The sequence below is a fragment of the Marinifilum sp. D737 genome (assembly GCF_026672275.1).
Lineage (GTDB): Bacteria > Bacteroidota > Bacteroidia > Bacteroidales > Marinifilaceae > Marinifilum.
In genome coordinates, this window is sequence record NZ_JANQCD010000001.1 from 361628 (window position 1) to 386175 (window position 24548).

Sequence of the window (24548 nt, forward strand, 5' to 3'; positions counted from 1 at the left end):
ATTAAAATCATTTCTGGGTATCAGTTCCTGCAAGAAAAATTAATTTTTTCTAATCTTTTGTCACCCCTTTCTACGATTTCCCTGTTTTAGTATTGTTCATGACAAGAAATAGGGGTCTTGTTGCGAATAACTTTTTAGTTCGTATGTGCCTTAAGTAAAGTAATGGTAATGATATGAATGGGCACAATTCTAAAGGGCTATATTATATAGCATTTAAACGATCATTCTAGGGGGAATGATCGTTTTTTTTATTTGATATTTAGATGAATAGGTGTGAAAAACACCAAAAATCCTTCCGAAAACGTTAAAGTTTGTTAAAAAAGCAAAGAAAACCAGTCGAAAAGTAACCCTTTTTGATGTTTTAATCGTCTATATAATTGAAAACTATTAGTTAGTGTTGATTTGATTCATTGTGGTTAGTGGTTAATTGTCGATAAGATAATTTGCAAATCAACATAGGATTTTCGCCCGGCATTGTATTTCTTTATATGCCGGGTTTTCTTTTACCTTTTTCCAAGGAATTTTACGATCAAGAATAGGGTGATAAATCCCAGAGGAATTAGTATCCAGGAACTGATTCCATAGGCTGCAGGCAATAAGCCTAAAATAATTGCTACAGATCCAACGGTTAAGGCGTAAGGTAGCTGAGTTCTAACATGCTCGATATGATTACAAGAACTTGCTAAAGAGCTTAAAATAGTAGTATCTGATATTGGAGAACAGTGATCACCCAGGACCGAACCAGCCAAAATTGCCGAAACAGTAATGTGAAAAATATTCATACTTTCAGCATCACCCATTCCTGCCGAATGGCAAAGAGCCCAGGAAGCAGGAAGAATCAGAGGATAAAGAATAGCCATCGTTCCCCAAGATGAACCTGTTGAAAAAGCAATTAAGGCAGATAAAATAAAAGTAAATGTTGGCAAGAATTCAGGCGGAACTTCAGTTGCAATTAAGATTTTCGATATAAAATCTGCTGTATGCAAATCTTTTGTAATGTCAGCTAATGCCCATGCCAATATCAGAATAAGAATTGCTGTAAGCATGGTTTTAAAGCCTTTTACCAAGGCATCAACAGTTTTCTTTAAACTTAGTATTCTTTGTCCAATGCTTAGTGCTGAAGCTACTAATACGGCCGAAATTGATGACCAAAGCAGAGCCAAGTAAGAATCAGAAGCTCCGATAATATGTGATAGTTTTGTTCCAAACGAGATGGAAGAATCATCCCAAATATTTCCATTCCAACCAGTATAAATTAGGCCTGCAAAGGTCCCAAATATTACTACCATAACTGGAATTCCGGCATTGTACCATCTTGTAGGTATTTCAGGCGATATTTCAATGCTTTCGATTTCATCATTGGAATGTTTATTGACTTTCGAATATTTTTCTTCGGATTTAGCCCTTTGTTCAGCTTTATACATTGGTCCGAAATCCTTTTTCATGATTACAATCATTAAAATGAAAAATAGGGTGAAGAAAGGATAAAAACGGGTTGGCAATGAATTTAAAAAAATGCTGTATGGACTTTCATCGATGTTAATTTGAACGGTTGCCGATTGAATGTAACTCAATTCTATTCCAATCCAGGTTGTAATCATGGCTATTGAAGCCACGGGAGCCGCTGTTGAATCAACGATATAGGCAAGTTTCTCTCTCGATACTTTTAATTTATCCGTTACCGGCCGCATGGTATTCCCAACCACCAAAGTGTTGGCATAATCATCGAAAAATATTAATACACCTAAAAGCCAGGTAACAAATTGTCCCGATCGGGAACTGTTGGCAAAACGTGAAAGCTTGTTCACTACTCCTTGCATGCCCCCATTTTGAGTAATCAGGTTGACCATAGCTCCAATTAGCATAGAAAAGACAATAATGGAAATGTGGCCTGTATCAGCTAAAGATTGAATGATATAAGTATCCGAAATGGCAAAGATTGCTTTAAAAAAGGCAGAAAAAAATGAGATATCCTGATATCCGAAAATGATAAGTGTTCCAGAGAACAGACCTACAAATAGAGCAGAAAATACTTCTTTAAATATTAAAGCGATTAAAATAGCGATTAGTGGAGGCAATATCGACATCCATAAAGGAATGGCCTTGTACTTTTTTTCTTGTGTTTGTTGCGAAATGCTTACCTGTACAATATCACTTCCTTTAAAAACAAATGGAAGTTTTAATTGGTTTTGTTCAGCTCGAGCCCAGACTTTATTTCCATTTATTTTTACCAATACAGAATCATTTTTCAGATGATTTTCATTTTTTAAATGAAGAGTAAGCTCTGAAGGAATATCAGCAATAATTATTTTTGGTAGCTCAATGGTAAAATCTTCATTGATTGGTTGCTTTTCTTTATCAGAAGCAGCAGCACTTTGAAATGATAACAATAGCAGCAATAAAAGAATGGAGAGGGTAGTGTTTTTAATCATTGTTGGTAATTTGGTTAGGCAGTGTTAAATATAATTATTTTGTCTGCTTTGTACTAATGAAATAGAGGGAAGTATTAAGATTTTCATAAGCGCTTATGCTTTTTTTCTTTGGTAAAATTGGTTAATTTGTGTCTGTAAACTTTAAAATTAGTAGTGTGGACGGGACTTCGGATTTATTTAGAATGGAAAACAACAAAATTAATCCTGAAAAAGGAAAGGTTTTAATTGCGGAACCTTTTTTGGAAGGGAGATATTTTAAACGATCAATTGTATTGTTGGCCGAATTTAATGAAGAAGGTGCAGTTGGATTTGTTTTGAACAAACCGATTAATTTATCGGTTGATGAAGTATTGGTTAGCATTGCCCATTTTGATGGGGATGTTTTTGTTGGAGGACCAGTAGATACCAACCGAATTTATTACATACATACACTGCCTCATTTAATTCCAAACAGCATACATATCTTTGATAATTTGTATTGGGGAGGAGATTTTAGTGTTTTAAAGGATTTAATTGAAGAGAAGAAAGTGTATCCTCATCAGGTGAGGTTTTTTGCAGGTTACTCGGGTTGGAGTGCAGGTCAGCTGAATGAGGAAATTAAGGAAAATTCATGGTTGGTTAGTCAAATTGATGTTAGAAGCATAATGAGCCTCAACAATGATAATTTGTGGGAACAATCATTACGCAAGCTTGGTGGCAGATATCGTATGTGGTCTAACTTTCCGGAAAATCCGAGTATGAATTAATATTTGAAAGCATTTTTATTCAATTCCTCAAGTAAGAGTTTTGCAGTTTTATTAAAATACCTACGATCTTTAAAAGCAACTACCCATTTAATTCCGCTAATTGCATTACTTAAGAAAATCTCGTCAGCTTCAACCAAATCGTCAATGGTAATCATGCAATCATCGTAAACGGTCATATTTAATTTAAGTGCAGTTTGGATTAACTGTTCTCTCATAATTCCACTCACGGCTCCACTTTCAATGGAAGGCGTCATAAGAATGTCATTTTTTACAATGAATAAATTCGAGCTGATACTTTCAATAGGATTACCTCTCTCGTTAAGAATTAGGCAGTCATCCAAATGCATTCTGTTTTTATAGTTACCAGCCATAATAAACAAAAGCGAGTTCCCGGTTTTGAATTGAGAAATAATATCGGATGATTTTTTACAATCCTTATAAATATCAATTTTAAGCCCTTTTTTATTAATTACATACTGATCTTCCTCAAGGCGCGATGTTTCAATTAAATAGGATATGGTATTGTCAGTAGGAGTGTATAAGCCACCATCATTTCTAAATACGCTTAAGCGGATTCTCGTACCTGCAAAAGACTTGTTCTTATTAATCAAATAGGTGATATTGATTTTCAGTTTATCTCTGAAATTTTCCGGTACAATCATCCCTATTGTTTTCATTCCCATGATTAATCGATCTAAATGTTGATCGAAAAATTGAATTTCGGTTCCATTTGAATGAATGGTTTCAAAAAGAGAATCACCATATCGGAAAGCACGGTTTGCAGCACCAAAAACAGGGCTGTCTTTTGGAAATAATTCGCCGTTTAAATTGATATATTCGCTATGACTCATACTATAATTCTCCTTTTAAAATTTTATCGCAATAAGATTCGATATTTTCATTTGCTTCTACTTTTATTCCTTTTATTCCAGCTGCTTCCGCCGATTGTTTATCTCTTAAGCTATCGCCAATCATATAAGATTGATCTGGATCGATATTATAATCCTGAATTGCTTTTTTGATAAAATAAGGACTAGGTTTCCTGCAATCACAAACAGCCACACTGTCGTGATGAGGACAGAAGTAGATTTTCTCTATTGTAATGTTCTCTCTTCTCAGAATACAAAGTAGATGATCATGAACTTTATTTACATCATCTTTGGTATAAATCCCTTTAGCAACACCACCTTGGTTGGTAACAATAAACAACTTGTATCCAGCTTTAGTGAATTTTTTTAGTGATGGAATAATGCCTTCATTAATCACAAAATCTTTAACATGATAGATGTAATAATGTCCAATATCGGAATTGATTACCCCATCACGATCAAGAAAAATAGCTTTTTGCATGCTTTAAAAATTGAGAATCTGCTGCAAAAATAATGAGAATAATTTGGGTTTAATGATTAATGGAAACAGAAATCCGAACAACGCACCTGAGAAATGTGCACTATGACCAATATTATCGATATTTTTCTTTCCCATATAGTAGGAATAATAAAGGTATCCTGCCGCGAAAATAATTCCCGGAATTGGAATTGCAAAAAATAAATACAGTGGATCATATGGAGCAAAGAAAATAGCTGCAAATACTACTGCAGAAGTTGCACCAGAAGCTCCTACTGCATTATAATGATAGTGTTCTTTGTGTTTTCTTAAATCGTAAAGTGTCGAAATTATAATTGCACTAAGATATAATATGACAAAATAGAATACTCCTGTTGATCCGAAATGGATTCTAAAATATTTTTCAAGAGTAAATCCAAATGAAAACAATACAATCATATTAATTATCAAATGCTCCCAGTTAGCGTGTAAAAATCCGTATGTAATGATTCTGTACCACTGATTTCTTTTGGTGATTTGATATGCATTAAACTGATATTTGTACAGCAAATCGTTGTTCTGAAATGCAGCTAGTGAGATCAGTACTGTTATGGCAATTATTATGATGGTCATGTTGTGTGTTTCTAAAATGCTTCCAACAGTTTAACTGTTAAAGCGGGTTTGCCTGGATCATATCCTCCGGCTTTGTATTCAACTCTATTTTTTGTAATTCCTTTCGAAATTACATATTCTGCAGCTTGAGAAGCTCTTTCCAGGCTAACAATTTTATTGTCTCTTTTGCCATTGTCAAAGTTTGTGAAACCTATAATTTGAATGGCAATATTTGGATTTACAATCAATAAGTTCGCTAAATTATCGAGTTCAAGTATGGTGTTTTTACTTAGTTCAGCTGAGTTTTTTTCATATTCAACACCAAAGAGTTGTATGTTTTCATTTTTGTTGAATTTTTGCAATTCAATTTGCTCAAAATGATCTGCTTGATAACGATAATTGGTAATTGCTTTTGTGAAATATCCATCTTTTCGAATGATAACATCATACGATTTTGAAGGGTCGATATCTTGAGTGAATTCCCCGTAATCATCGGTTTCGCATAAACTATTGATCTTATAACTACGATTTATAAGTTCGATGTTGACTTGTTCCAGTGCACGTCCGGAAAACTCATCAACAACACTTCCTTTAAACTTTACCCAAGGGGTTGTTTCCAAGGATATATTTAGTTGTTTAGGTGTAGATCCATTCTGAGCAAAATAAAGAATTCTTTTCGTTTTATAACCTGGTTTACTAACAATTAAGCTGTAATTTTTATGGTCGAAAATATCTATTTTAAACATTCCATTTTCACTACTTTTTGTTGATTTTTCTCTGGATAAATTATCCATTAGAACAATATCGACACTAGGAATGGATTTCTTGGAATACCGATCCACCATTCTTCCGTGTATGGCTGTTACCATCTCTGGATTTTGAGTAAATGAAAAGATATCATCGTTTCCTCTTCGGTTCGATGAAAAGAAACCACTTTCTTTTGAGCCTTTAAAAATAAATCCAAAATCATCTTTTTCAGAATTGAAAGGAAGGCCTATGTTTACCGGATAAGTCCAGCTATTTCGTTCAAATGTTGTTTTAAAAATATCCAGACCTCCAAAACCAATGTGTCCATCGGAGGCAAAATAAAGATAGTTGTCGTCGCCAATAAATGGAAACATTTCGTTACCGGATGTATTAACTGTAGGTCCCAAGTTAATTGGTTTACTCCAGGCAAAACCAAGTTTTCGGCATACATAAATATCAGTTCCACCGTATCCACCTTTCATATTTGAGATGAAATACAAATACCTTCCGTCCGAAGATATACTGGGATGACCAATGGAGTAGGCACGACCTGAAAAAAGAAACAACTCAGGTTTATCCCAGGATTTTCCATTAAAGCGCGATGAATAAATATTCAATTCCGATTTACCTTCAAGATTTACATGCCCTTTGTTGCGAGTGAAAAATACGAATCGCTCGTTTGGCGTAAAGCAAGCAGGACCTTCGTGATATTTAGAATTAAACGTTTCGCTAAATGGAATTGGATCTACAAAACGATCTCCTATTTGTTCGGTGTAATACAAATCAAGATAATGTTCTCCTGTTCTGCCATCAATTTCTTTTGAGGTTTTGTTATGACGTCCCGAAACGAAAACCAAACCATCTTTGTAAAGAGCAGATGCAAAATCGGACTGGGGAGAATTTATTCCAATAGGTTTTACAATAAACTGCTGATTATCCTCTAATTCGTTGATAAGATTACATGACAGGATTAAATTTTGAATGTTTTTATCTCGAGGATTAAGCTTTGCGTATTTTTCGAACCAAATTTTTGCTTCGGTATAATTTCTGGTTCTTTTTAAAAGGTGAGCATAATTAAGAAAATCCTTAGAATTGGCATTAGGGTCAATTACCAATTTTTCCAATAAATAAAGAGCCTCAGTATCTTTATTTATTTGAATATAGCATTGCGCCAATTTTCTTTTTACATCAATATCGTTTGAACTTTCTAAGTATTTTTCAAAATAATTGATTGCATGTGCAAATTCACTATTCTTAAAATATCGATTGCCTTTTTCAACCCATTGTGATTGTGCAAATGAAGAGATACTTCCTAAAGTGATTAGAAAAAATACTAATATGATATTTAATCCAGCTTTACTGTTCATGGTACTTAGAAATATCGTGGTGACGTAATTTTGCTCTTTTTTAAAGATAAATTGTAATTTAATATTATTTCGTGATTTGTAAAGCCTTTTGATCTATATTTTCCAAAATATTTTTCATAAGAATATGAAAATCTTAATTTCTGACTCAATTGATATCCAATGCTACCAGCCCAGGAATCATCTGTTCTGTATCCTACCCCCATAGAAACACCACTTTCATGAACCATATCAAAATTTGCCAGGGCCGTAGTTGTACCAGAATAGGAGCTAACGATTAAAACAGATGGTTTAAATGTTAATTCAGGGTTTAAAGGAAAGGTAGCACCTCCTCCCAAATAGCACACTGTATTTTTGAATTTAAACTTCATATTATCTGAAAATCCTTCGGTATCGGGCTGATCGTTCGAAAGCAATCTTGGAGCTGAAAATCCGATATAATATTTTGGTGTGTAATAATAAAAACCGATTCCAAAATTTGGTACCCATGTTGAAATATCCTGATCAGGAAAAGCAGGATCATCAGGAGATGGGAAATTAGGATCGTAGCTTGTTAGTTCGGTCCAGTTAATTTGCTTGTTGATGAATCCGGCTTGAATTCCCATAGACAAAGTTCCCTCGAGACTAACTTGTAAATGGTAGGCATAATTTAAGAATACAGCATTATCTTTCTGAATTCCGAATCTATTGTTGTATACAACTGCTCCTAGGCCAAAATTGGTATAGTTTACGGGGGCTTGTATCGATAAAACTGCTGTTTCCGGCGATCCTTCCACATCTACCCACTGATTGCGATAGGCAATTACCGCTTCCATAAAGCGACTACTGCCTGCATAAGCAGGGTTATAAAATAATCGGTTGTAAGAAAAATTTGAAAACCGGATGTCTTCTTGCGCCCATGATTTAAATATGGGAAATAAAAGGAGTCCAATTGATATTGTAATTTTGTAAAGTTGATTCATTCTCAGTATTTAACCACAATATAACCACTTTTCACATATTCTTTATCCTTAATAATTAGCTTAAAGAAGTAGGTTCCTTTAGGCAATTTATCTCCGGGACCAAGCTTTACTCCAGCATTGTTGTAACTACCATCCCATGCTTCCTGGTTGTTGTAGTTTTTCTTCTCGTAAACTTTGGTTCCCCAACGCGAGAATACAATGAACTCATTTTCCGGATAATTTTCAATTCCCTTAATGTAAAATTTGTCGTTAATATTGTCGTTATTCGGTGAGAATGACGAAGGTATTAATAATTCAACTTGATTTGGATCAAGAACATTAACTAAAATAAACGCATTACTGCAGCGCTTTGCCTGATCACAGATTTCGTAGTATATCGTATCAGTTCCGAAACTCATTTCGTAAGGATAATATACCATAAGGGTGTTATCCTCTATTAAATAAGCTTTACCAAACTGGTCGGTTTGACGAAGTATAGACTTTTCGAGATCTTCTTTTGATGAAAAGCTGTCATTTTTTAGAAAGTCTATTTCAATATATATTACCTCACTTGCAGAACTTTGGTTTGTAATGGAAACCGTATCGTTTTCGGCAACGGGAGGTTCACCAGTTTGTCCCATACACAATAAATTTGTGCAGAGAGAAAATCCAAGTAACAATATTCGAATGGGTAGATTTATTCTCATATTAGGGGTTTGCGTAAAATTAAGTTTTAACGCTGCTGCTAATGGAGAATTTTAAAAATTAATTCTTTTAAAAGATCTCCTTGTTTCGTTCCAGCATCACCAAATCCTTTCGATCTTAAATCATATTCTCGCAGCATCTCAATTATCGAAACCAATTTCTTAGGGTTGTAATTTCTCGATGCGAGTTTATAATCTTTTACGAAATAAGGATTGATTCGCAAGCTCGAAGCAACAACTTTTTCGTTTGTTTTATTTTTTAAGAAATAATACTTTAAAACTTTGGAGAAATACGAGTGTAATAATGCAATGGTTACAACGAGAGGATGATTTTTTTCGTTGGTAGAAAAATAGTTTATGATTTGATTGGCCTTTAAGATATCTTTTTTGCCTAATGCATTTTGCAGTTCGAAATTATTATAATCTTTTGATATTCCGATGTTTTTCTCGATGTCGGCAGGCGTAATTGTATCGCTATTGGTAATGTTTATGGTTAACTTTTCTATTGCATTGGTAATTTTACCTAAATCGTTTCCTAAAAATTCAGCCAATAGGAATGCAGCCTTATTATCAACTTTATATTTTAAGTTTGAAGCATATTTTTTTATCCAATCCGGAATCTGATTTTCATAGATCTTTTTTGATTCGAAAAGAATCCCATTTTGAGCGACATCTTTGGTGAAAGCTTTTCGCTTATCCAATGACTTGTATTTGTAATTAATCACCAAAATAGTTGATTGCAAGGGATTTTTAACATATGAAGATAACTGATCTATGTTCTTGATATTTTGAGCTTCCCTAACAACAACAACTTGTTTTTCGGCCATCATAGGAAATCTTCTGGCAGTAGTAACAATGGTACCTATGTCAGTATCTTTCCCATAAAGAATGGTTTGATTAAAATCTCTTTCATGCTCGGGTAGAGCATGGTCTATAATATAATCGGTAATCTTATCAATAAAGAAACTTTCTTCGCCCATTAAAAAGTAAATAGGAGCAAAATCTTTTTTCTTAAGGCCTTTAAATATCTCTTCGTATGTCATTGTTCAAACTTAAAATCTAAGGTGTTTAACAGATTGGCGATTATGCATGATCTCTTTTAAAGCTTCAATTCCAATTTCCAAATGATTATTCACGTAGCTATCGGTTACCAAAGCATCACTTTTATCTGTTTTAACACCTTCCGAAATCATTGGTTGATCCGATACCAAAAGCAAAGCGCCAACAGGAATCTCATTATAGAAACCAACCGTAAAAATGGTAGCTGTTTCCATATCGATTGCCATAGCACGAGTTTTGCTTAGGTATTTTTTGAAACGTTCGTCGTATTCCCAAACACGTTTGTTAGTTGTAAAAACGGTTCCTGTATAATAATCTTTATTTCTATCGGATATTACCTGTGAAACTGCCATTTGCAATGAATATGCAGGTAAAGCAGGCACTTCTGGTGGAAGGTAGTCATTTGATGTACCTTCACTTCGAATTGCTGCAATAGGCAAAATTAAATCGCCTAATTTGTTTTTTCTTTTTAATCCACCACATTTTCCAAGGAAAAGTACACCTTTGGGTTTAATTGCACTTAGCAAATCCAAAATTGTTGCAGCATTCGGACTTCCCATTCCAAAATTGATAATGGTAACTCCATCAGCAGATGCATTTGGCATTGCTTTGTCTTCGCCTAAAATTTCACAATTGTGCCATTCAGCAAAAAGTTCCACATAATGGTTGAAATTTGTAAGCAAAATATATGGAGTGAATTCTGAAAGTTCACGGCCTGTATATCTTGTAAGCCAGTTTTTTACAATTTCTTCTTTGGTCTTCATGAATATGTAGCGGTTTTATAAGGAATAATCTTGTAACTTTAGCCGATCAACAGCTTTTTTATGGAAAATTTAAATTTACCAACTTATTCCTTCAAAATAAAATCTGATCTGCAAAGAAAACTAATTTTCGACAGTATCCGAAAGAAGTACGTAGTATTAACTCCGGAAGAATGGGTAAGGCAAAATTTTATTCGATATTTGGTGGAAGAAAAAAAATATCCAGCTTCATTAATTGCGGTTGAAAAAAAAGTTGATGTTAACCTGTTGCCACAACGTAGCGATATTGTTTTGTACAACTGTAATGCCAATCCGGTTATGATTGTGGAATGCAAAGCCAGTAAAATAAAAATTACACAGGATGTGTTCAATCAGATTGCTCGTTACAATATGAAACTGAGAGTTCCTTTTTTGGTTGTAACCAACGGGTTAAAGCATTTTTGTTGTTATATGGATTACGAAAAGAAAAGCTTTAAATTTTTGGAAGACATCCCCAATTATCAATCCATTAAAGATTTGTAGTATTAATTTTTTGAAGTAAATACTCATCCAGCCATCCATTTTGAGTTTTTATCCAATCCTTTTTTAAGCCTGCTATTTCGAATCCTTGGTTTTGAAACAGTTTTAAACTGGCCTCATTTTTTGATGTGATGTTACAGTATAACTGATGAACTTGCAAAACGGAAAATGCATAATTGCATAAGGTTTCCAACGCTTCGGTGGCATAACCTTTTTGTTTATGTTCTCTGTTATTAATAGAGATTCCAATTCCGGCATGTTGATGAAATGGATCAAAATCAAAAAGATCTATTAGTCCAACCGGTTCCTGATCTTCTTTTCGTTCAATGACCAAGCGCAATTGCTTGCTCTCAAAGATATCCAGATGGCTTGTTTCCAGGTATTGCTTTAAAACAAATAAAGAGAATGGTTTGAGCGTATGACTAACTTCCCAAATTGAGGAATCATTTTCCCAACTGTAAAGTAATTTTAAATCGGTTGGTTCCAGTGCTCTTAAGCGAATGTTATTATGCTCTAGAATTTGCATTGTTTAGTGCTTTATGAACTAGTTTAAACAACTTGTAGATTAATGCTTGTTATACCATTTAATTTCTCTGGTAAAGGCGTCAAGATATCCTTTTTTGATTACAGAAGAAAGACGACTTTTTGCTTTAGCCTGCGATGAGAATTTTTGAAAAGTATATCTGGATAAACCATCTTTACCATTAAATAAACGCATGTTGTCGGTTCCTAAATTATCGAAATAGTTTAAAGGACGAGCATTTTTTAAGGCCATTACCTGTATGGTATAATAATTCTCAGTTTCTAATGAATTGTTGGCAGGCAATCGTTCGCCACGTAAAGATTTTCTAACAAAAGCATCCCAATAGCCATTCTTTAGAGCTGTACCCAAATCAAGTATTGCATCTCGTTTTGAATTGTAAGAGCCATAGGTATATCGATACAATCCCGTTTTGTCAACAAACACACTTACATCACCTAAATCTTTAAAGTAGCTTAAAGGCTTAGGATAACGCAAAGCCATTACTTGAATGGTATAAGTGTTGGTGCCAGTGTATTGTACACCAGAATACAATAATTTATCATTAATGACGGTTCGAATGAAGGCATCCCAATAGCCCATTTTGATTAGTCGATTCATGACCTTAACCGCTTTGTTGTATGATTTGAATTTACGGTAAGTGAATCGTGTTAAACCATCTTCACCAACATATACTTTTACATTGTCCAGATTATCGAAAAACTCAGCTTCGATAGGGATTTTAAGTGCCATAATCTGAATGGTGTAATAAATTTCACCTCTCTTTTCCTCTTTGGCTACTTTATTGTTGGTTAAAATTTTAATTGTAGGTGATTTGAATCCTTTTTTGGCAATTACTTTTTGTGCTTTACTGGCCTCTTTGTAATCTTTAAACTTACCATAGGTGTAATGATATTTATTATCAGGGCCTTTAGTTTCAATCACTCCATCCAACTCCTTGAACAGTTCAGGGCGTGGCGAGTTAAAGTTTCCTAAATCCAAAGTAAATGCAAGAGCACCCGAATCGATAGCTTTGATATCAGACTGTTTAGGATCAATTGTAGATTCTTTTTGTATTGGCTTTTCTTTCTTGATTATTGGTTTATCCTTAATTTCTTTTTGAATTGCTTCATCAACTTTTGCTAGTTCTGTTACCTTATCCGGAACAGTTACTTTAGCAGGAGTACTTACATTTGGCAATACTTTAGGTATCGCAATATTCGAATCAGTCTTGGTAACAGGATTGTCTTTTCTAATTGTATTGATATCTTCTGATTGTTGAGTGCTGATGATGCTATCTTGTTTAAGCTCTTCTTTTGCTTCAACTACAGGAGCAACTTTAGCAACACTATCTTGTTTTACTTCAGGAGTAACGAATTGTTTATTATTCGGAATTGAATCTTTGCTACTTTCCAAAGCTCCAACTTGATTAATTTTACTCTCTTCAAAATCAATTAAATCAATAGTTTGGGGATAATCAGCTTCATCCTTAGTACGCAGAGTTAATGGTAAAAGAGTAATAACACTATGATTCTCTTTGTTGGCATATTCGAGAGGAATATTCAGAACCGTCCTTAAAGTTCTGTAACCTTCAGCAACAATTTCGATATCATATTTTTTACCAGCATCAATAATGAACAAAAATTTACCAGTAGCAGTATTAGGTGTATAAATACCAATGGTTTTTCCATTTTTACTTACTGTAACTTTAGCTCCTCCAACGACTTTACCATTTGTGTTTACAATCTTTCCTTTCAGCACAAAAAGGCCAGCTTGATCAGCATCTGGAGTTTTAATTAAGAAAATATCTGTTCTACCCAAACTACCAGTGCGGTATGAAGCGAAGTAGGCTCTTTTCCCGTCGGGAGTAGGAGTATAGTAAATGTCATCATCAGTTGAATTAATTGGATATCCAATATTTACAGGTGTAGTCCAACGTCCTTTGATGTTGATGCTCTTAAAAATATCAAGACCTCCCATTGTTTTGTGACCAGCTGAACTAAAATATAAAGTCTTTCCATCAGGGTGGATAAAAGGAGCATCGTCGTTGTATTCCGTATTGATAGCAGGACCCAGGTTTTTTGCTTTTCCCCATTTGCCATTTGGAAGTTTAGTTACCGTGTAAATATCCATTCTACCATATCCTCCGGGTCTATCACTCGAGAAAAAAATAGTTCTTCCATCTGCCGAAATAGAGATGTGGCTTTCCTTACTTTTGGAATTAATGTTTGGACCTAACTTTTTGGCTTCCGACCATTCATTTCCTTTTAATTTACTCACATAAATGTCTCCACCTTCCGATTCTTTTCGGCTAAGGTATCCAGCTTTGTAAATATAAAGCTCTTGACCATCAGCCGAAATTGAAATTGACGCATCGTGATCTATTGTATTAAGCTTTGGAATTCCAATTGGCTCACTCCATATTCCATTTTTCTTATGTGAGATATATATATCTTCAAAATATTGTCCATCGATATCAAGCTTACTTCCTGTACCATTTCTTCGAGAGGTAAAAATCATAGTGCTTTCATCAGCCGTAACACCAGGACTGTGTTCGGCAAATTCAGTATTGATTTTATTTCCAAGGTTGATGATAGAAATATTTACTGGATTTTTTATCAATTCCAAGCCATTTTTACACATCTTAATTTCGCGTTGTATTTCATTGCGAAATACCGTGTTTTGTGGCGAAATAATTTGCTGTAAGTCTTTGTATACTTTTAATGCTTCCCTGAATTGATAATTGGTGTGATAGGCTTTTGCCAAATTATAGTACACATCAATGGGAACATTGTTTTTTGAATTGGTGTATTGAATAGATTTTTCGAGCAAATCAACTGATTTCGACTTTTCGGAAACAATATTTAGATAACACAAGCCAAGTTTAAAATTCAAATCGGCATTGCGCGAAGCTTGATCTAACAACTCTTTGTAAATGGAGGCAGCTTTAGAATAATTTCCATTTGCCAGGAATTTTTCGGCAACTTGGTACTTTCTTCTATCTTTAATTTTTTGCTTTTTAGGGCTGGCATTAAGAGAGTACGGGTTACAAATCCCTATGTAAATAGAGAAAATGACCATTAAAATTGTCTTTGCGGAAGAAGACAATTGCAGTTTCAGCTTTGGGCCTGTAGTGGGTTTTATATGTTTTAAACTAATTAACAATAACTAAATATAACTTTTATACGTTAATAACGCCAGAGAATCTGATAAAAAAGATGGAATTGTTAATAAAAACTTCCTTTCTATCAGGTTTATTTTCCTTTTTATAAATGTAATTATATAATTCTGCAATAAATAGACAAAATAAATAAAAATGTAACATTATTTAGGCATATCTATTTATAAAACACAAAAAAAGCCGAAGAATAAGATTCAACGGCTCAATTTGACATTAAAAAATCAACTATATATTTCTATTTGTATCAAAATTCTCAAGGTATTCAGCAACTCGCTTTAGGAACATTCCACCAAGGGCTCCATCAACAACTCTGTGATCGTAGGACAAAGAAAGAACCATAATGTTTCTGATTCCGATAGTGTCGCCCTGAGGAGTTTCAATAACAGCAGGCTTCTTTTTAATTGCACCAACTGCAAGAATTGCAACTTCGGGCTGGTTGATGATAGGAGTACCTGTTGTACTGCCAAATGCACCCAAGTTGGTAATTGTGAAAGTACTTCCCTGAATTTCATCAGGTTGTAATTTGTTGACTCTGGCACGATCAGCCAAATCATTCACTTGCTTGGTAATTCCCACAAGGTTTTTCTCATCGGCCGATTTTATTACCGGCACAATTAAATTTCCGCTAGGCAAAGCTGTTGCCATTCCAATGTTTATGAATTTCTTGCGGATAATTTTATCTCCATCCACCGAAACGTTAACCATAGGGTAATCTTTCAAAGCTTTTGTAACTGCCTCAACAAAAATAGGAGTGAAGGTTAGTTTCTGACCTTCTTTTTGTAGGAATTCATTCTTTATTTTATTTCTCCATTGCACAAGTCCAGTAACATCAACATCAATGAAAGAAGTTACGTGAGGCGAAACCTGTTTCGATTGAACCATGTATTGTGCAATAAGCTTACGCATTCTGTCCATCTCAATGATTTCAACATTTTCACCATTGTATGATTGATGTGAAACCGGAGCCTGAGCGGGCGCAGATCTTAGTGGAGCAACTATAGGTTCCGAAACTACAGCTTGTGATCTTTTGTTTTCGATGAATTGAAGAATATCTTTTTTAGTGATACGCTTGTTTTCACCTGAACCTTCAATTTGATTTAATTCTTGTAAACTTACATTTTCTTCTTGTGCAATTTTACGAACCAAAGGAGAGATAAATGAACCATTTTCAGTTTTACTTGCTAGTTTTGCTTCAGTTTCAACAGTAGCTTTTTCTTTAGGTAATTCAAAAGCTATTTCTTCTTCCACCTTTGCTGGTTCAGAGCTTACAAGTTCTTCATCGCCTAATTCTTCGCCATCAGGAACTATAATGGCAATCACATCGCCAACCTGGGCAACATCACCTTCAGCGAATAAGAATTTTGCGATTTTCCCCGATTGAGGTGCTGGAATTTCCGAGTCAACTTTGTCGGTAGCAATTTCGATAATTGATTCTTCTTCTTCAACCAGGTCTCCTTCTTTTTTTAGAAACTGCGTAATGGTTGCTTCTGTGATTCCTTCCCCCATTGCTGGAATCAATATTTCAATTTTAGCCATGTGTGATTGTTTTTTTTGATACCCATTAAGTTAGGCAATCCCGATGAATATTTACATAGAAATCGGGCATAGTGTTTAATTGATTGTGTTTATTTAGTCTAAATACTATGCGAATTTAATAAAATTGAAGAAAAAGACAAACGTATCCGAAGATACAATTTATCGATAAGGAGATAGATAGAATTTAAAGCTTCAAGTATAAAGTATAAAGTATAAAGTATAAAGTATAAAGTATAAAGTATAAAGTGGGCCAGATGTTTGTGAGCATTACATCTTCTTCCGAACTTTGCACTAACTGCTAACTGCTAACTGCTAACTGCTAACTGCTAACTGCTAACTGCTAACTGCTAACTGCTAACTGCTTACAAATTTTGATCGAAAGGTGTGCGATGTAGAATTGATCTTCCCAAAGTAATTTCATCAGTATATTCCAATTCATCGCCAATGGATACACCTCGTGCAATGGTCGTGATTTTTACATCAAACTTATTCAGTTTTTTGTACAGGTAAAAGTTGGTGGTATCGCCTTCCATAGTTGTGCTTAAGGCAAGGATTACTTCTTGCATTTTGCCTTCATCAGCTTTGGCAATTAAAGGAGCAATTTGCAAATCGCTCGGACCTATTCCATCCATGGGAGATATAATTCCACCCAAAACATGATAAATTCCATTGTATTGCTGAGTTCGTTCTATCGACATTACATCGCGAATGCTTTCAACTACACAAATGGTTTCATGGTCGCGCTTTGGGTTTGCACAGATATCACACACATCTGTATCTGAAATATTATAGCAAGATTTGCAATGCTTTATTTCATCGCGAAGTTGAGTGATTGATGAGCCAAAACGGTGTACGTCTTCCTTGGGCTGATTTAGCAAATGCAAAACCAGTCGCAATGCAGTTTTTCTTCCAATACCTGGAAGTTTAGAAAATTCGGCAACTGCATTTTCCAATAATTTAGATGGGAAGTTGGTATAGCTCATTTTGTCTTCAATTCTAAGTTTAGCTCAAAAGTAATAAAAAACCTGTCAGGTTTCTGAAAGCTGATAGCTTTGATTATTTTTGATCTTCATTCTTAAAAAAGATCAACTGTGACACCAATTACCATACTATCTGTTGTTGTTGGGTATTTTGCCCTTCTTTTATTGATATCCTATTTTACTGGTCGCAAGGCCGATAACAAAGGCTTTTTTGTGGGCAACAAACAATCGCCATGGTATGTAGTGGCCTTTGGTATGGTTGGAGCATCCTTATCGGGCGTTACTTTTATATCGGTACCAGGATGGGTAAAATCCATCGATTTTACCTATATGCAAATGGTTTTGGGCTACATGTTGGGTTACATTGTGGTGGCCAATATTCTTTTACCACTGTATTACAAACTAAACCTGACCTCGATTTATACCTACCTGGATAGTCGATTTGGTAAGGTTTCTTATAAAACAGGAGCTTCATTTTTTCTATTATCGAGAACCATTGGTGCATCCTTCCGTTTGTTTTTAATGGCCAATGTTTTGCAGATAACGGTATTCGATACCTGGGGCGTTCCATTTGCAGTTACCGTAGTTATTACCATTTTGTTGATTTGGTTGTATACTTTTAAAGGAGGAATTAAAACAATTGTGTGGACTGACACTTTGCAAACCTTATTTATGCTGCTTGCAGTTGGAGTGAGTATTTTCCTGATCATGGATAAATTGAACCTAAACATTTCGGGATTAACAAACATGATCAGCGAAAGCGAATATTCACAATTGTTTGTATTTGATGACTGGCAGAGCAAACAAAATTTCTTCAAGCAGTTTTTTACCGGAGCTTTTATTACAATTGTGATGACTGGTCTGGATCAGGATATGATGCAGAAGAACCTGAGTTGTAAAAATCTGGGCGAAGCCAAAAAGAACATGTATTGGTACGGATTTGCCTTTATTCCTGCCAATTTATTGTTCCTTATTTTAGGTGCCTTATTATTGATTTTTGCCCAGCACGAAGGAATTCCAATTCCTGAACGTGGCGATGATTTGTTCCCACTGTTGGCAACCCAACATCTCGGTCCTGTAGTTAGCCTTTTCTTTTTGGTGGGATTAATGGCTGCAGCCTACTCAAGTGCCGACTCGGCTTTAACATCACTTACTACATCATTCACCGTTGATATTTTAGATGCTGATGAGGGCGACGAGGCAAGAACCAGAAAATTACGCCGCCGATCGCACCTGATATTTTCAGCATTATTGTTGGTTGTAATCATGATATTTAGGGCAATAAACGACGATTCAGTAATTGCAGCCATTTTTACTGTGGCTGGTTATACTTACGGTCCGCTTTTGGGACTTTATGCCTTTGGTTTGTTCACCAAACTGCAAGTAAAAGACAAACTGGTTCCTGTAATTGCCATTCTTTCTCCAATCATTTGTTATATCCTTAAAGACAATTCGATAGATTGGTTCGGTATTACCATAGGATTTGAATTGTTGATGATTAATGGTGCATTGACATTTATGGGCTTGTTTTTAATTAGAAAATAATTTTTACCACAAAGGAAAGCAAAAGGATATCACGAAGTAACACAAAGGTTTTTTGATGTTTATTGAGTGGTTTAGTAAAGAGAATAATCCTATTTCTATCATTATTGGATATTGGTATTGCCTGTTTTGTGATTTGAATTGTTCTGAGCTTTAACTCAGGGAGCTTAATGATATTTTCTTATCTTAGATAGCAACTCAAAAATCACACTCATGAAAAGACTTATGATTCTGGCTTTTATTTTAATGGCTTTTAGCAATGGAAATCCTACCTATCGATTGTTTAAAGAGAATGGCAAGCCTATTCGATATCAGAAAATGGTAAAGCAAATTGCTGATGCGGATATCGTGTTGTTTGGAGAGTTGCACAACAATCCCATTTCGCATTGGTTGGAATTGCAGGTAACCAAAAATCTGCATCAGCTAAAAGGTGAAAAATTGGTATTGGGAGCCGAGATGTTTGAGGCGGATAACCAGGAATTTGTGAGCAAATATGTAAAAGGAGAGATGGATGAGGAGAGCTTTATGGATACCACGCGATTGTGGAGGAATTACAAAACCGATTACAAACCATTGCTTGATTTTGCCAAAAACCAAAAATTGCATTTTGTAGCTAGTAATATTCCACGCCGATATGCATCTATGGTATTTAGAGGCGGTTTTGAGGCTCTGGAGCAATTAAGCGATCAGGAAAAAAGCAGGATTGCACCACTTCCTGTGAAATATGATGCTGAATTGCCAGGCTATAAAGCCATGAAAAAAATGGGCATGCACATGAGTGCCGATATGCTCGATAATTTTCCCAAGGCACAAGCCATAAAAGATGCTACCATGGCACATTTTATATTGGAGAACTGGAGCAAAGGACAGCAGTTTATTCATTACAATGGGGCTTACCATTCAAATAATTACGAAGGAATTATCTGGTATTTAAAACAAGCTAATCCCGATTTAAAAATTGTAAGCATTTATACCGTATCAGCCACAAATATCCGCAAAATGAATCCAAAACTGAAAGGGAAGAATACTTATTGTATAGTTATTCCTGAGGATATGACAAAAACCTATTAAATAATTAGAATTATTAATAGGTTGGGAGTCTCATATAAAAGGATGAAGGATGTGGATGAGATATGTCTCTTGCAATAAATGTGTTCTGAACTAAAACATCAGTGATATTACATTTTATTTGTAGATATATATCTGTAAATATGAATATTATGCCAAAATATGTCCCAAAAACTAATTTTTAGTATTATATTAAAAATACGATAAGGATTAGCTACCGATCTATACCCTTCTAATTTTAATGATTCAACACCTTTGTGTTGATAATCTTTGTGGAAACAAAATTAATAGTAATTGGCACTATACTTAAGGACATGTTTGCAAAAGCTGATAAAAAGCGACTAAGAATACAAGACCCTAAATTAATAGATGCATATAAGAGGTTAGAGGAGAGTGAAGAGCGATTTCAACTCGCGATGAAAGCCTCTAATGACGGGTTGTTTGACTGGGATCTTAAAACCAACTCGATTTATTATTCTCCCGGTTGGAAAAAAATGTTGGGATATGAAGACTTTGAGCTTCCCAATGATTTTTCCGTTTGGGAAAAATTGACAGTTCCTGAAGATGTTGAGAAATGTTGGCAGTTGCAAAAGAAATTGATTGCAAAAGAAATTGATCGCTTTGTTATCGAATTTAAAATGAAGCACAAGGATGGACATTGGGTAGATATTCTTTCGCGAGCCGAAGCCGTTTTTAATAATCGGCGAGAGGCGATTAGAATTGTAGGTACACATGTTGATGTAACGGAACGAAACAAAGCCAAAGCAAAATTAAAAGACAGCAAAAATTATTTGTCTGCAGTGTTCAATCATACTCAGGATATTCAAGTTTTATCGGAATATGTATGTCATGGGAAGTTTAAAGTTGTAGCGGTAAACAAATCTTTCCTAACAAAATTGAATCAATTTGGATTTCATTTATCAGAGCAAGATATTGTAAGTAAGGATTTAAAAGATCTGGTTCTTGATATTCTTGGTCTTGATGAAAAGATTTGTAATTACACATTGAACAACTATGAGAAAGTAATCGATACCGACAAGAAAATATCATATACCGAAAAGATTGTTCTTAATAATTCTCCATACTATTCGGAGACAACATACATTCCCATTCATAGTACGGAAGACGAGACAAAATTTGTTCTGTGCAATTCCAGTGATATCACAAAAGAGAAAGTATCATTAAAAAAATTGAGATGTAGTGAGGAACGTTTTGCTTTGGCAGTAAAAGGATCTAATGATGCCATTTGGGATTGGAATGATTTGAATAGCGATTTGTATTGGTGGTCGGATAGAATGTATGAAATGCTGGGATACAAACCTGGTGAAGTTGATGCTAGAATTTCGAACTGGATCAAGTGGATGCATCCCGAAGATTCGGGAAAGGTGTTGGAAGTACTTACCAATCATTTTGAAAAGAATGAGGCTTACGAGGTGGAGTTTCGGATGAAGAAAAAGAACGGTGAGTATGTTTGGTTGTTTGCTCGTGGGGAATCGGTGCGAGATGAGAATGGTAAACCAGTGCGTATGGCAGGATCGGTTTCAGATATTTCTGACAGGAAAAGAACAGAAGCAGAATTAATAAGAGCCAAAAATAAGGCGGAAGAGAGTGATCGATTAAAATCGGCCTTTTTGGCCAATATGAGTCATGAAATACGAACACCAATGAACGGTATTTTAGGCTTTGCAGAATTGCTTAAAACTCCCCAGATAAAAAATGTAAAGAAAGAGAAATACATCGATATTATTGGGAAAAGTGGTACGCGAATGCTAAATATCATTAATGATATTATCGATATTTCTAAAATAGAATTGGGATCGATGGAATTGGAATTGAGTGATTCGAATGTAAATGAACAAGTAGAATATATTTACACTTTCTTTAGGCGCGAAGTGGAGGAGAAGGGATTAAAGCTACAGTTTCATAATGGATTGCCTTGGGAAGAAGCACTGGTTACGACCGATCGAGAAAAGCTATTTGCCATTTTAACAAACCTGGTTAAAAATGCAATTAAATGTACCAAAAAGGGCATTATTGAATTTGGGTACTTGAAGAAAGATAAGGAGCTGGAGTTTTTTGTAAGAGACACAGGGCATGGGGTTCCAAAGCACCGTATGGGAGCAATTTTTGATCGTTTTGTTCAAGCTGAAAATATTGAGGAAATCGATAGGCAAGGAGTTGGTTTGGGCTTATCCATTACCAAATCGTATATAGATATGCTTGGAGGTAAGATTTGGCTTGATAGCGAAGAGGGGTTTGGTTCTACCTTTTATTTTACCATTCCATATCAAATATTATCGGAAGAAGAAAAGTTGAAAAAATCAGGTAAGGATGGTGAAGATTATAATGAATTGTTGGAATTGGAATTGAATGTTATAATTGCAGAAGATGATGCTGTTTCGAGTGCCTTGCTCACAAATTTTATGGAAAAATACAGTAGTAAAATCCGAAAAGTAAAAACGGGAGTAGAAGTAGTTGAAGCTTGCCAAAAACAATCAGGCGTTGATTTGATATTAATGGATATGAGAATGCCCAAACTTAATGGCTACGAGGCTACCAGAAATATCAGAAAGTTTAATAAAGATGTGGTGATTATTGCTCAAACAGCCTATAGTTTACCAGGTGATAGGGAAAAAGCCATTGATTCGGGATGCAACGATTATCTTGCCAAACCCATTAGTAAAAATACATTAGTTTCCTTGTTGAATAAGTATTTTGGTAATGGGCGAAACTAAGAAAAGCTAATTGTGTAGCTGAAAATCCTAATTTCTGCTAAAAAAAGAGAGCAAACCCGAAGGTTTGCTCATGTGTGTTAATTGTTATTTAACCACTACTATTGGGGTATTGTAGCTTCTTTATAATCTTACTTAGGCTTGCCAATATAAGATACTATATTTTCTTACTTTTCTTTAAATTTAATTATGGCGCTAAGTTATAAAATAAAACTAAACAATAACCAAAAGTTAAAAAAATGATTTATGATTTGTTTGATAATATAACTTGGATAATTTATAACGTTTGAATAAAAAAATATCAATTAATTTATTTGGTTTTATATTATTTGTAAGGTTAAATAAATGATGAGGTGATACCAAAACAAATGGTAATGATCTAAACCTGATTGCTAAGATCTTTCTATAGTAAAACTGTAAATAAAATACCTCCAGCTTTTTATTTATTGAAAAACACATTTTGCAAATGATATAATAGCTATTTAGCTACAAATACAGCTATTGGAACACATGGATAAGATATGTTTGTACAAATGAGGATTTTAAAGGATTTGAAAAGTCTCCGTTGATGATAAAGGCAAGATTAGTAATTGAATAAGTTGCCATACCTGCACAAAAAACGCCTATTTATTTTCTTTCAACACTTCTATTTGTACAAATAGGTGAATGGCAAAAGAAGAAATGTATGTATCTGTACAAAAAATGGCAATTGCTTCACTTTATTTATTTGTATTTGTACCATTATGACCGTTAAAAGTCTTTCAATGTAAAAAGTGTTGACAACATCTTTATTGCTACACTTTCAATGCTATATTTGCTCCTCCTATTGTTGGTTATTTTATTTAGATGTTAATAATAAGAGATGAATAAATGTTTTGAATCAAAATATTTGATTTATGAATAAAAATAATAATCGAATAAGTGATTATAATTTTGTAGGTTTGGTGAGTGTGAAAGTGTCTGTAAGTAGATGGTATAAATAATAAATTTTGAACAAGAGAAAAATTTATAGATGGAAGAACAATACTTATTCGAAGCAGAGAAATTTGGTTTGTCCGATAAATCAATTCATTTATTACGTAATAGATATAACTATAAAACTATAGATTTAGAGGATGTTGATTCGATTATCATTGCAAAGGGAAAAGATCTTAATAATTGGGCTTGGGTATTGTTTATAGGAGTAATGTTATTGACTTTTGTTGCTTATGATTTGCTTAAAATACTGAATATTTATGGTGATGAAAATACTCATGTTATTTATCTGGAGCGACTTCTAATACCATTGTTTCCATTTGTTTTAGGAATTTATACAGTATTGATTTCATTAAGGAATTCGAAAGTAATGAGAATGTATGTCGGAAGTAAGAAGTATCATTTTTCACTTCGGAGAATTATAAAAGCAAATTGCTATGACGAATTTATTGTACAAATAAAAGGTCGATATAAATCCATTAGAATTAATTAAAGTGTAATTAGAGTATGACCACTCGCAGCCACATGCATTCTTTCGTGAGGTTGTAAACTCTTGCTGTAAAGAAAATATTTATCGACCTGCCAGATTTCCTCTTGCTGCCGCACGAATCCTTTCGTGTGGTTTTATTCTTCAATGCTAGTTCTGATTTATAATCAGAATTCATAGAGCCAAAGGATTAATAATTCCTTCGAAATAAGATTTAATCACATTCTACAAAAAGACCTGTCAGAATTGAATCTTCCCAAAAGCCGACTGTCCTTTTCTTGATTTGCATCTACATATTCCTTAATTTTAATCTCAT

At 34.4% G+C, this 24548-nt stretch carries 19 protein-coding genes; 6 read left to right on the plus strand and 13 right to left on the minus strand.

Features of this window, described 5'->3' with window-relative positions:
- Window positions 1-503: 503 nt before the first annotated feature.
- On the minus strand, window positions 504-2432 hold the full coding sequence (locus tag NQ163_RS01705) for a Na+/H+ antiporter NhaC family protein (RefSeq protein ID WP_268188583.1): 1929 nt from the start codon (window positions 2430-2432) through the stop codon (window positions 504-506).
- Window positions 2433-2560: 128 nt separating this feature from the next.
- Here NQ163_RS01705 and NQ163_RS01710 point away from each other — a divergent pair, with 128 nt between their 5' ends.
- Complete coding sequence (locus NQ163_RS01710; protein WP_268188584.1) at window positions 2561-3178, plus strand: YqgE/AlgH family protein; 618 nt, start codon at window positions 2561-2563, stop codon at window positions 3176-3178.
- Here NQ163_RS01710 and NQ163_RS01715 read toward each other — a convergent pair.
- The 8 genes from NQ163_RS01715 to NQ163_RS01750 all read right to left on the minus strand — a co-directional run bounded on the left by NQ163_RS01715 (window position 3175) and on the right by NQ163_RS01750 (window position 10695).
- Window positions 3175-4029 (minus strand): aminotransferase class IV, encoded by an 855-nt coding sequence (locus NQ163_RS01715; protein ID WP_120238665.1) that lies wholly within the window; start codon window positions 4027-4029, stop codon window positions 3175-3177. The two genes, NQ163_RS01710 and NQ163_RS01715, sit on opposite strands and share 4 nt — an antisense overlap.
- 1 nt (window position 4030) lies before the next feature.
- Complete coding sequence (locus NQ163_RS01720; RefSeq protein ID WP_268188585.1) at window positions 4031-4528, minus strand: D-glycero-alpha-D-manno-heptose-1,7-bisphosphate 7-phosphatase; 498 nt, start codon at window positions 4526-4528, stop codon at window positions 4031-4033.
- Window positions 4529-4531: 3 nt separating this feature from the next.
- Window positions 4532-5137: a rhomboid family intramembrane serine protease gene (locus tag NQ163_RS01725; protein WP_268188586.1), complete on the minus strand. Its 606-nt coding sequence runs from the start codon at window positions 5135-5137 to the stop codon at window positions 4532-4534.
- A gap of 11 nt (window positions 5138-5148) precedes the next feature.
- A complete protein-coding gene (locus NQ163_RS01730) occupies window positions 5149-7230 on the minus strand; it encodes an OmpA family protein (RefSeq protein ID WP_268188587.1) in 2082 nt (693 codons plus the stop codon).
- Window positions 7231-7235: 5 nt separating this feature from the next.
- Entirely contained in the window at window positions 7236-8189 is a 954-nt protein-coding gene (locus NQ163_RS01735) for a PorP/SprF family type IX secretion system membrane protein (RefSeq protein ID WP_268188588.1), read from the minus strand.
- Window positions 8190-8191: 2 nt separating this feature from the next.
- Window positions 8192-8809, minus strand: a complete 618-nt coding sequence (locus NQ163_RS01740; protein ID WP_268188589.1) for a gliding motility-associated C-terminal domain-containing protein — start codon at window positions 8807-8809, stop codon at window positions 8192-8194.
- Between the two features lie 104 nt (window positions 8810-8913).
- Window positions 8914-9915, minus strand: a complete 1002-nt coding sequence (gene holA, locus NQ163_RS01745; protein ID WP_268188590.1) for a DNA polymerase III subunit delta — start codon at window positions 9913-9915, stop codon at window positions 8914-8916.
- 9 nt (window positions 9916-9924) lie between these two features.
- The gene (locus tag NQ163_RS01750) at window positions 9925-10695 is read right to left on the minus strand and encodes an AMP nucleosidase (protein ID WP_268188591.1); all 771 of its coding nucleotides are present in this window, start codon (window positions 10693-10695) and stop codon (window positions 9925-9927) included.
- A 60-nt stretch (window positions 10696-10755) separates the two neighbouring features.
- Between NQ163_RS01750 and NQ163_RS01755 the strand changes: the two genes are divergently transcribed.
- Window positions 10756-11214 carry a type I restriction enzyme HsdR N-terminal domain-containing protein gene (locus NQ163_RS01755; protein WP_268188592.1) on the plus strand — a complete coding sequence of 153 codons (459 nt, stop codon included), beginning with the start codon at window positions 10756-10758 and terminating at the stop codon, window positions 11212-11214.
- Here the strand turns inward: NQ163_RS01755 and NQ163_RS01760 are convergent.
- The 4 genes from NQ163_RS01760 to recR all read right to left on the minus strand — a co-directional run bounded on the left by NQ163_RS01760 (window position 11201) and on the right by recR (window position 17431).
- Window positions 11201-11737 carry a GNAT family N-acetyltransferase gene (locus NQ163_RS01760; protein ID WP_268188593.1) on the minus strand — a complete coding sequence of 179 codons (537 nt, stop codon included), beginning with the start codon at window positions 11735-11737 and terminating at the stop codon, window positions 11201-11203. The genes NQ163_RS01755 and NQ163_RS01760 overlap by 14 nt on opposite strands.
- A 39-nt stretch (window positions 11738-11776) precedes the next feature.
- Complete coding sequence (locus NQ163_RS01765; protein ID WP_268188594.1) at window positions 11777-14812, minus strand: hypothetical protein; 3036 nt, start codon at window positions 14810-14812, stop codon at window positions 11777-11779.
- Window positions 14813-15137: 325 nt separating this feature from the next.
- Window positions 15138-16448: a dihydrolipoamide acetyltransferase family protein gene (locus NQ163_RS01770; protein WP_268188595.1), complete on the minus strand. Its 1311-nt coding sequence runs from the start codon at window positions 16446-16448 to the stop codon at window positions 15138-15140.
- 362 nt (window positions 16449-16810) lie between these two features.
- On the minus strand, window positions 16811-17431 hold the full coding sequence (gene recR / locus NQ163_RS01775; RefSeq protein WP_268188596.1) for a recombination mediator RecR: 621 nt from the start codon (window positions 17429-17431) through the stop codon (window positions 16811-16813).
- A gap of 108 nt (window positions 17432-17539) precedes the next feature.
- Here recR and NQ163_RS01780 point away from each other — a divergent pair, with 108 nt between their 5' ends.
- The 4 genes from NQ163_RS01780 (at window position 17540) to NQ163_RS01795 (ending at window position 24238) form a co-directional block, all read left to right on the plus strand.
- Window positions 17540-18973 carry a sodium:solute symporter gene (locus NQ163_RS01780; protein ID WP_268188597.1) on the plus strand — a complete coding sequence of 478 codons (1434 nt, stop codon included), beginning with the start codon at window positions 17540-17542 and terminating at the stop codon, window positions 18971-18973.
- A gap of 210 nt (window positions 18974-19183) precedes the next feature.
- Window positions 19184-20041 (plus strand): ChaN family lipoprotein, encoded by an 858-nt coding sequence (locus tag NQ163_RS01785; protein ID WP_268188598.1) that lies wholly within the window; start codon window positions 19184-19186, stop codon window positions 20039-20041.
- A 311-nt stretch (window positions 20042-20352) separates the two neighbouring features.
- Complete coding sequence (locus NQ163_RS01790; RefSeq protein WP_268188599.1) at window positions 20353-22773, plus strand: PAS domain-containing protein; 2421 nt, start codon at window positions 20353-20355, stop codon at window positions 22771-22773.
- A gap of 1009 nt (window positions 22774-23782) precedes the next feature.
- Window positions 23783-24238 carry a hypothetical protein gene (locus NQ163_RS01795; RefSeq protein WP_268188600.1) on the plus strand — a complete coding sequence of 152 codons (456 nt, stop codon included), beginning with the start codon at window positions 23783-23785 and terminating at the stop codon, window positions 24236-24238.
- The last annotated feature ends 310 nt before the right edge of the window (window positions 24239-24548 follow it).

Bases quoted from the DNA above. Each gene is read 5' to 3' on its own strand.
- NQ163_RS01705 (WP_268188583.1), bottom strand. From the start codon at position 2,432: ATGATTAAAAACACTACCCTCTCCATTCTTTTATTGCTGCTATTGTTA.
- NQ163_RS01715 (WP_120238665.1), bottom strand. From the start codon at position 4,029: ATGAGTCATAGCGAATATATCAATTTAAACGGCGAATTATTTCCAAAA.
- NQ163_RS01720 (WP_268188585.1), bottom strand. From the start codon at position 4,528: ATGCAAAAAGCTATTTTTCTTGATCGTGATGGGGTAATCAATTCCGAT.
- NQ163_RS01725 (WP_268188586.1), bottom strand. From the start codon at position 5,137: ATGACCATCATAATAATTGCCATAACAGTACTGATCTCACTAGCTGCA.
- NQ163_RS01730 (WP_268188587.1), bottom strand. From the start codon at position 7,230: ATGAACAGTAAAGCTGGATTAAATATCATATTAGTATTTTTTCTAATC.
- NQ163_RS01735 (WP_268188588.1), bottom strand. From the start codon at position 8,189: ATGAATCAACTTTACAAAATTACAATATCAATTGGACTCCTTTTATTT.
- NQ163_RS01740 (WP_268188589.1), bottom strand. From the start codon at position 8,809: ATGGGACAAACTGGTGAACCTCCCGTTGCCGAAAACGATACGGTTTCC.
- holA (WP_268188590.1), bottom strand. From the start codon at position 9,915: ATGACATACGAAGAGATATTTAAAGGCCTTAAGAAAAAAGATTTTGCT.
- NQ163_RS01750 (WP_268188591.1), bottom strand. From the start codon at position 10,695: ATGAAGACCAAAGAAGAAATTGTAAAAAACTGGCTTACAAGATATACA.
- NQ163_RS01755 (WP_268188592.1), top strand. From the start codon at position 10,756: ATGGAAAATTTAAATTTACCAACTTATTCCTTCAAAATAAAATCTGAT.
- NQ163_RS01760 (WP_268188593.1), bottom strand. From the start codon at position 11,737: ATGCAAATTCTAGAGCATAATAACATTCGCTTAAGAGCACTGGAACCA.
- NQ163_RS01765 (WP_268188594.1), bottom strand. From the start codon at position 14,812: ATGGTCATTTTCTCTATTTACATAGGGATTTGTAACCCGTACTCTCTT.
- NQ163_RS01770 (WP_268188595.1), bottom strand. From the start codon at position 16,448: ATGGCTAAAATTGAAATATTGATTCCAGCAATGGGGGAAGGAATCACA.
- recR (WP_268188596.1), bottom strand. From the start codon at position 17,431: ATGAGCTATACCAACTTCCCATCTAAATTATTGGAAAATGCAGTTGCC.
- NQ163_RS01785 (WP_268188598.1), top strand. From the start codon at position 19,184: ATGAAAAGACTTATGATTCTGGCTTTTATTTTAATGGCTTTTAGCAAT.
- NQ163_RS01790 (WP_268188599.1), top strand. From the start codon at position 20,353: ATGTTTGCAAAAGCTGATAAAAAGCGACTAAGAATACAAGACCCTAAA.
- NQ163_RS01795 (WP_268188600.1), top strand. From the start codon at position 23,783: ATGGAAGAACAATACTTATTCGAAGCAGAGAAATTTGGTTTGTCCGAT.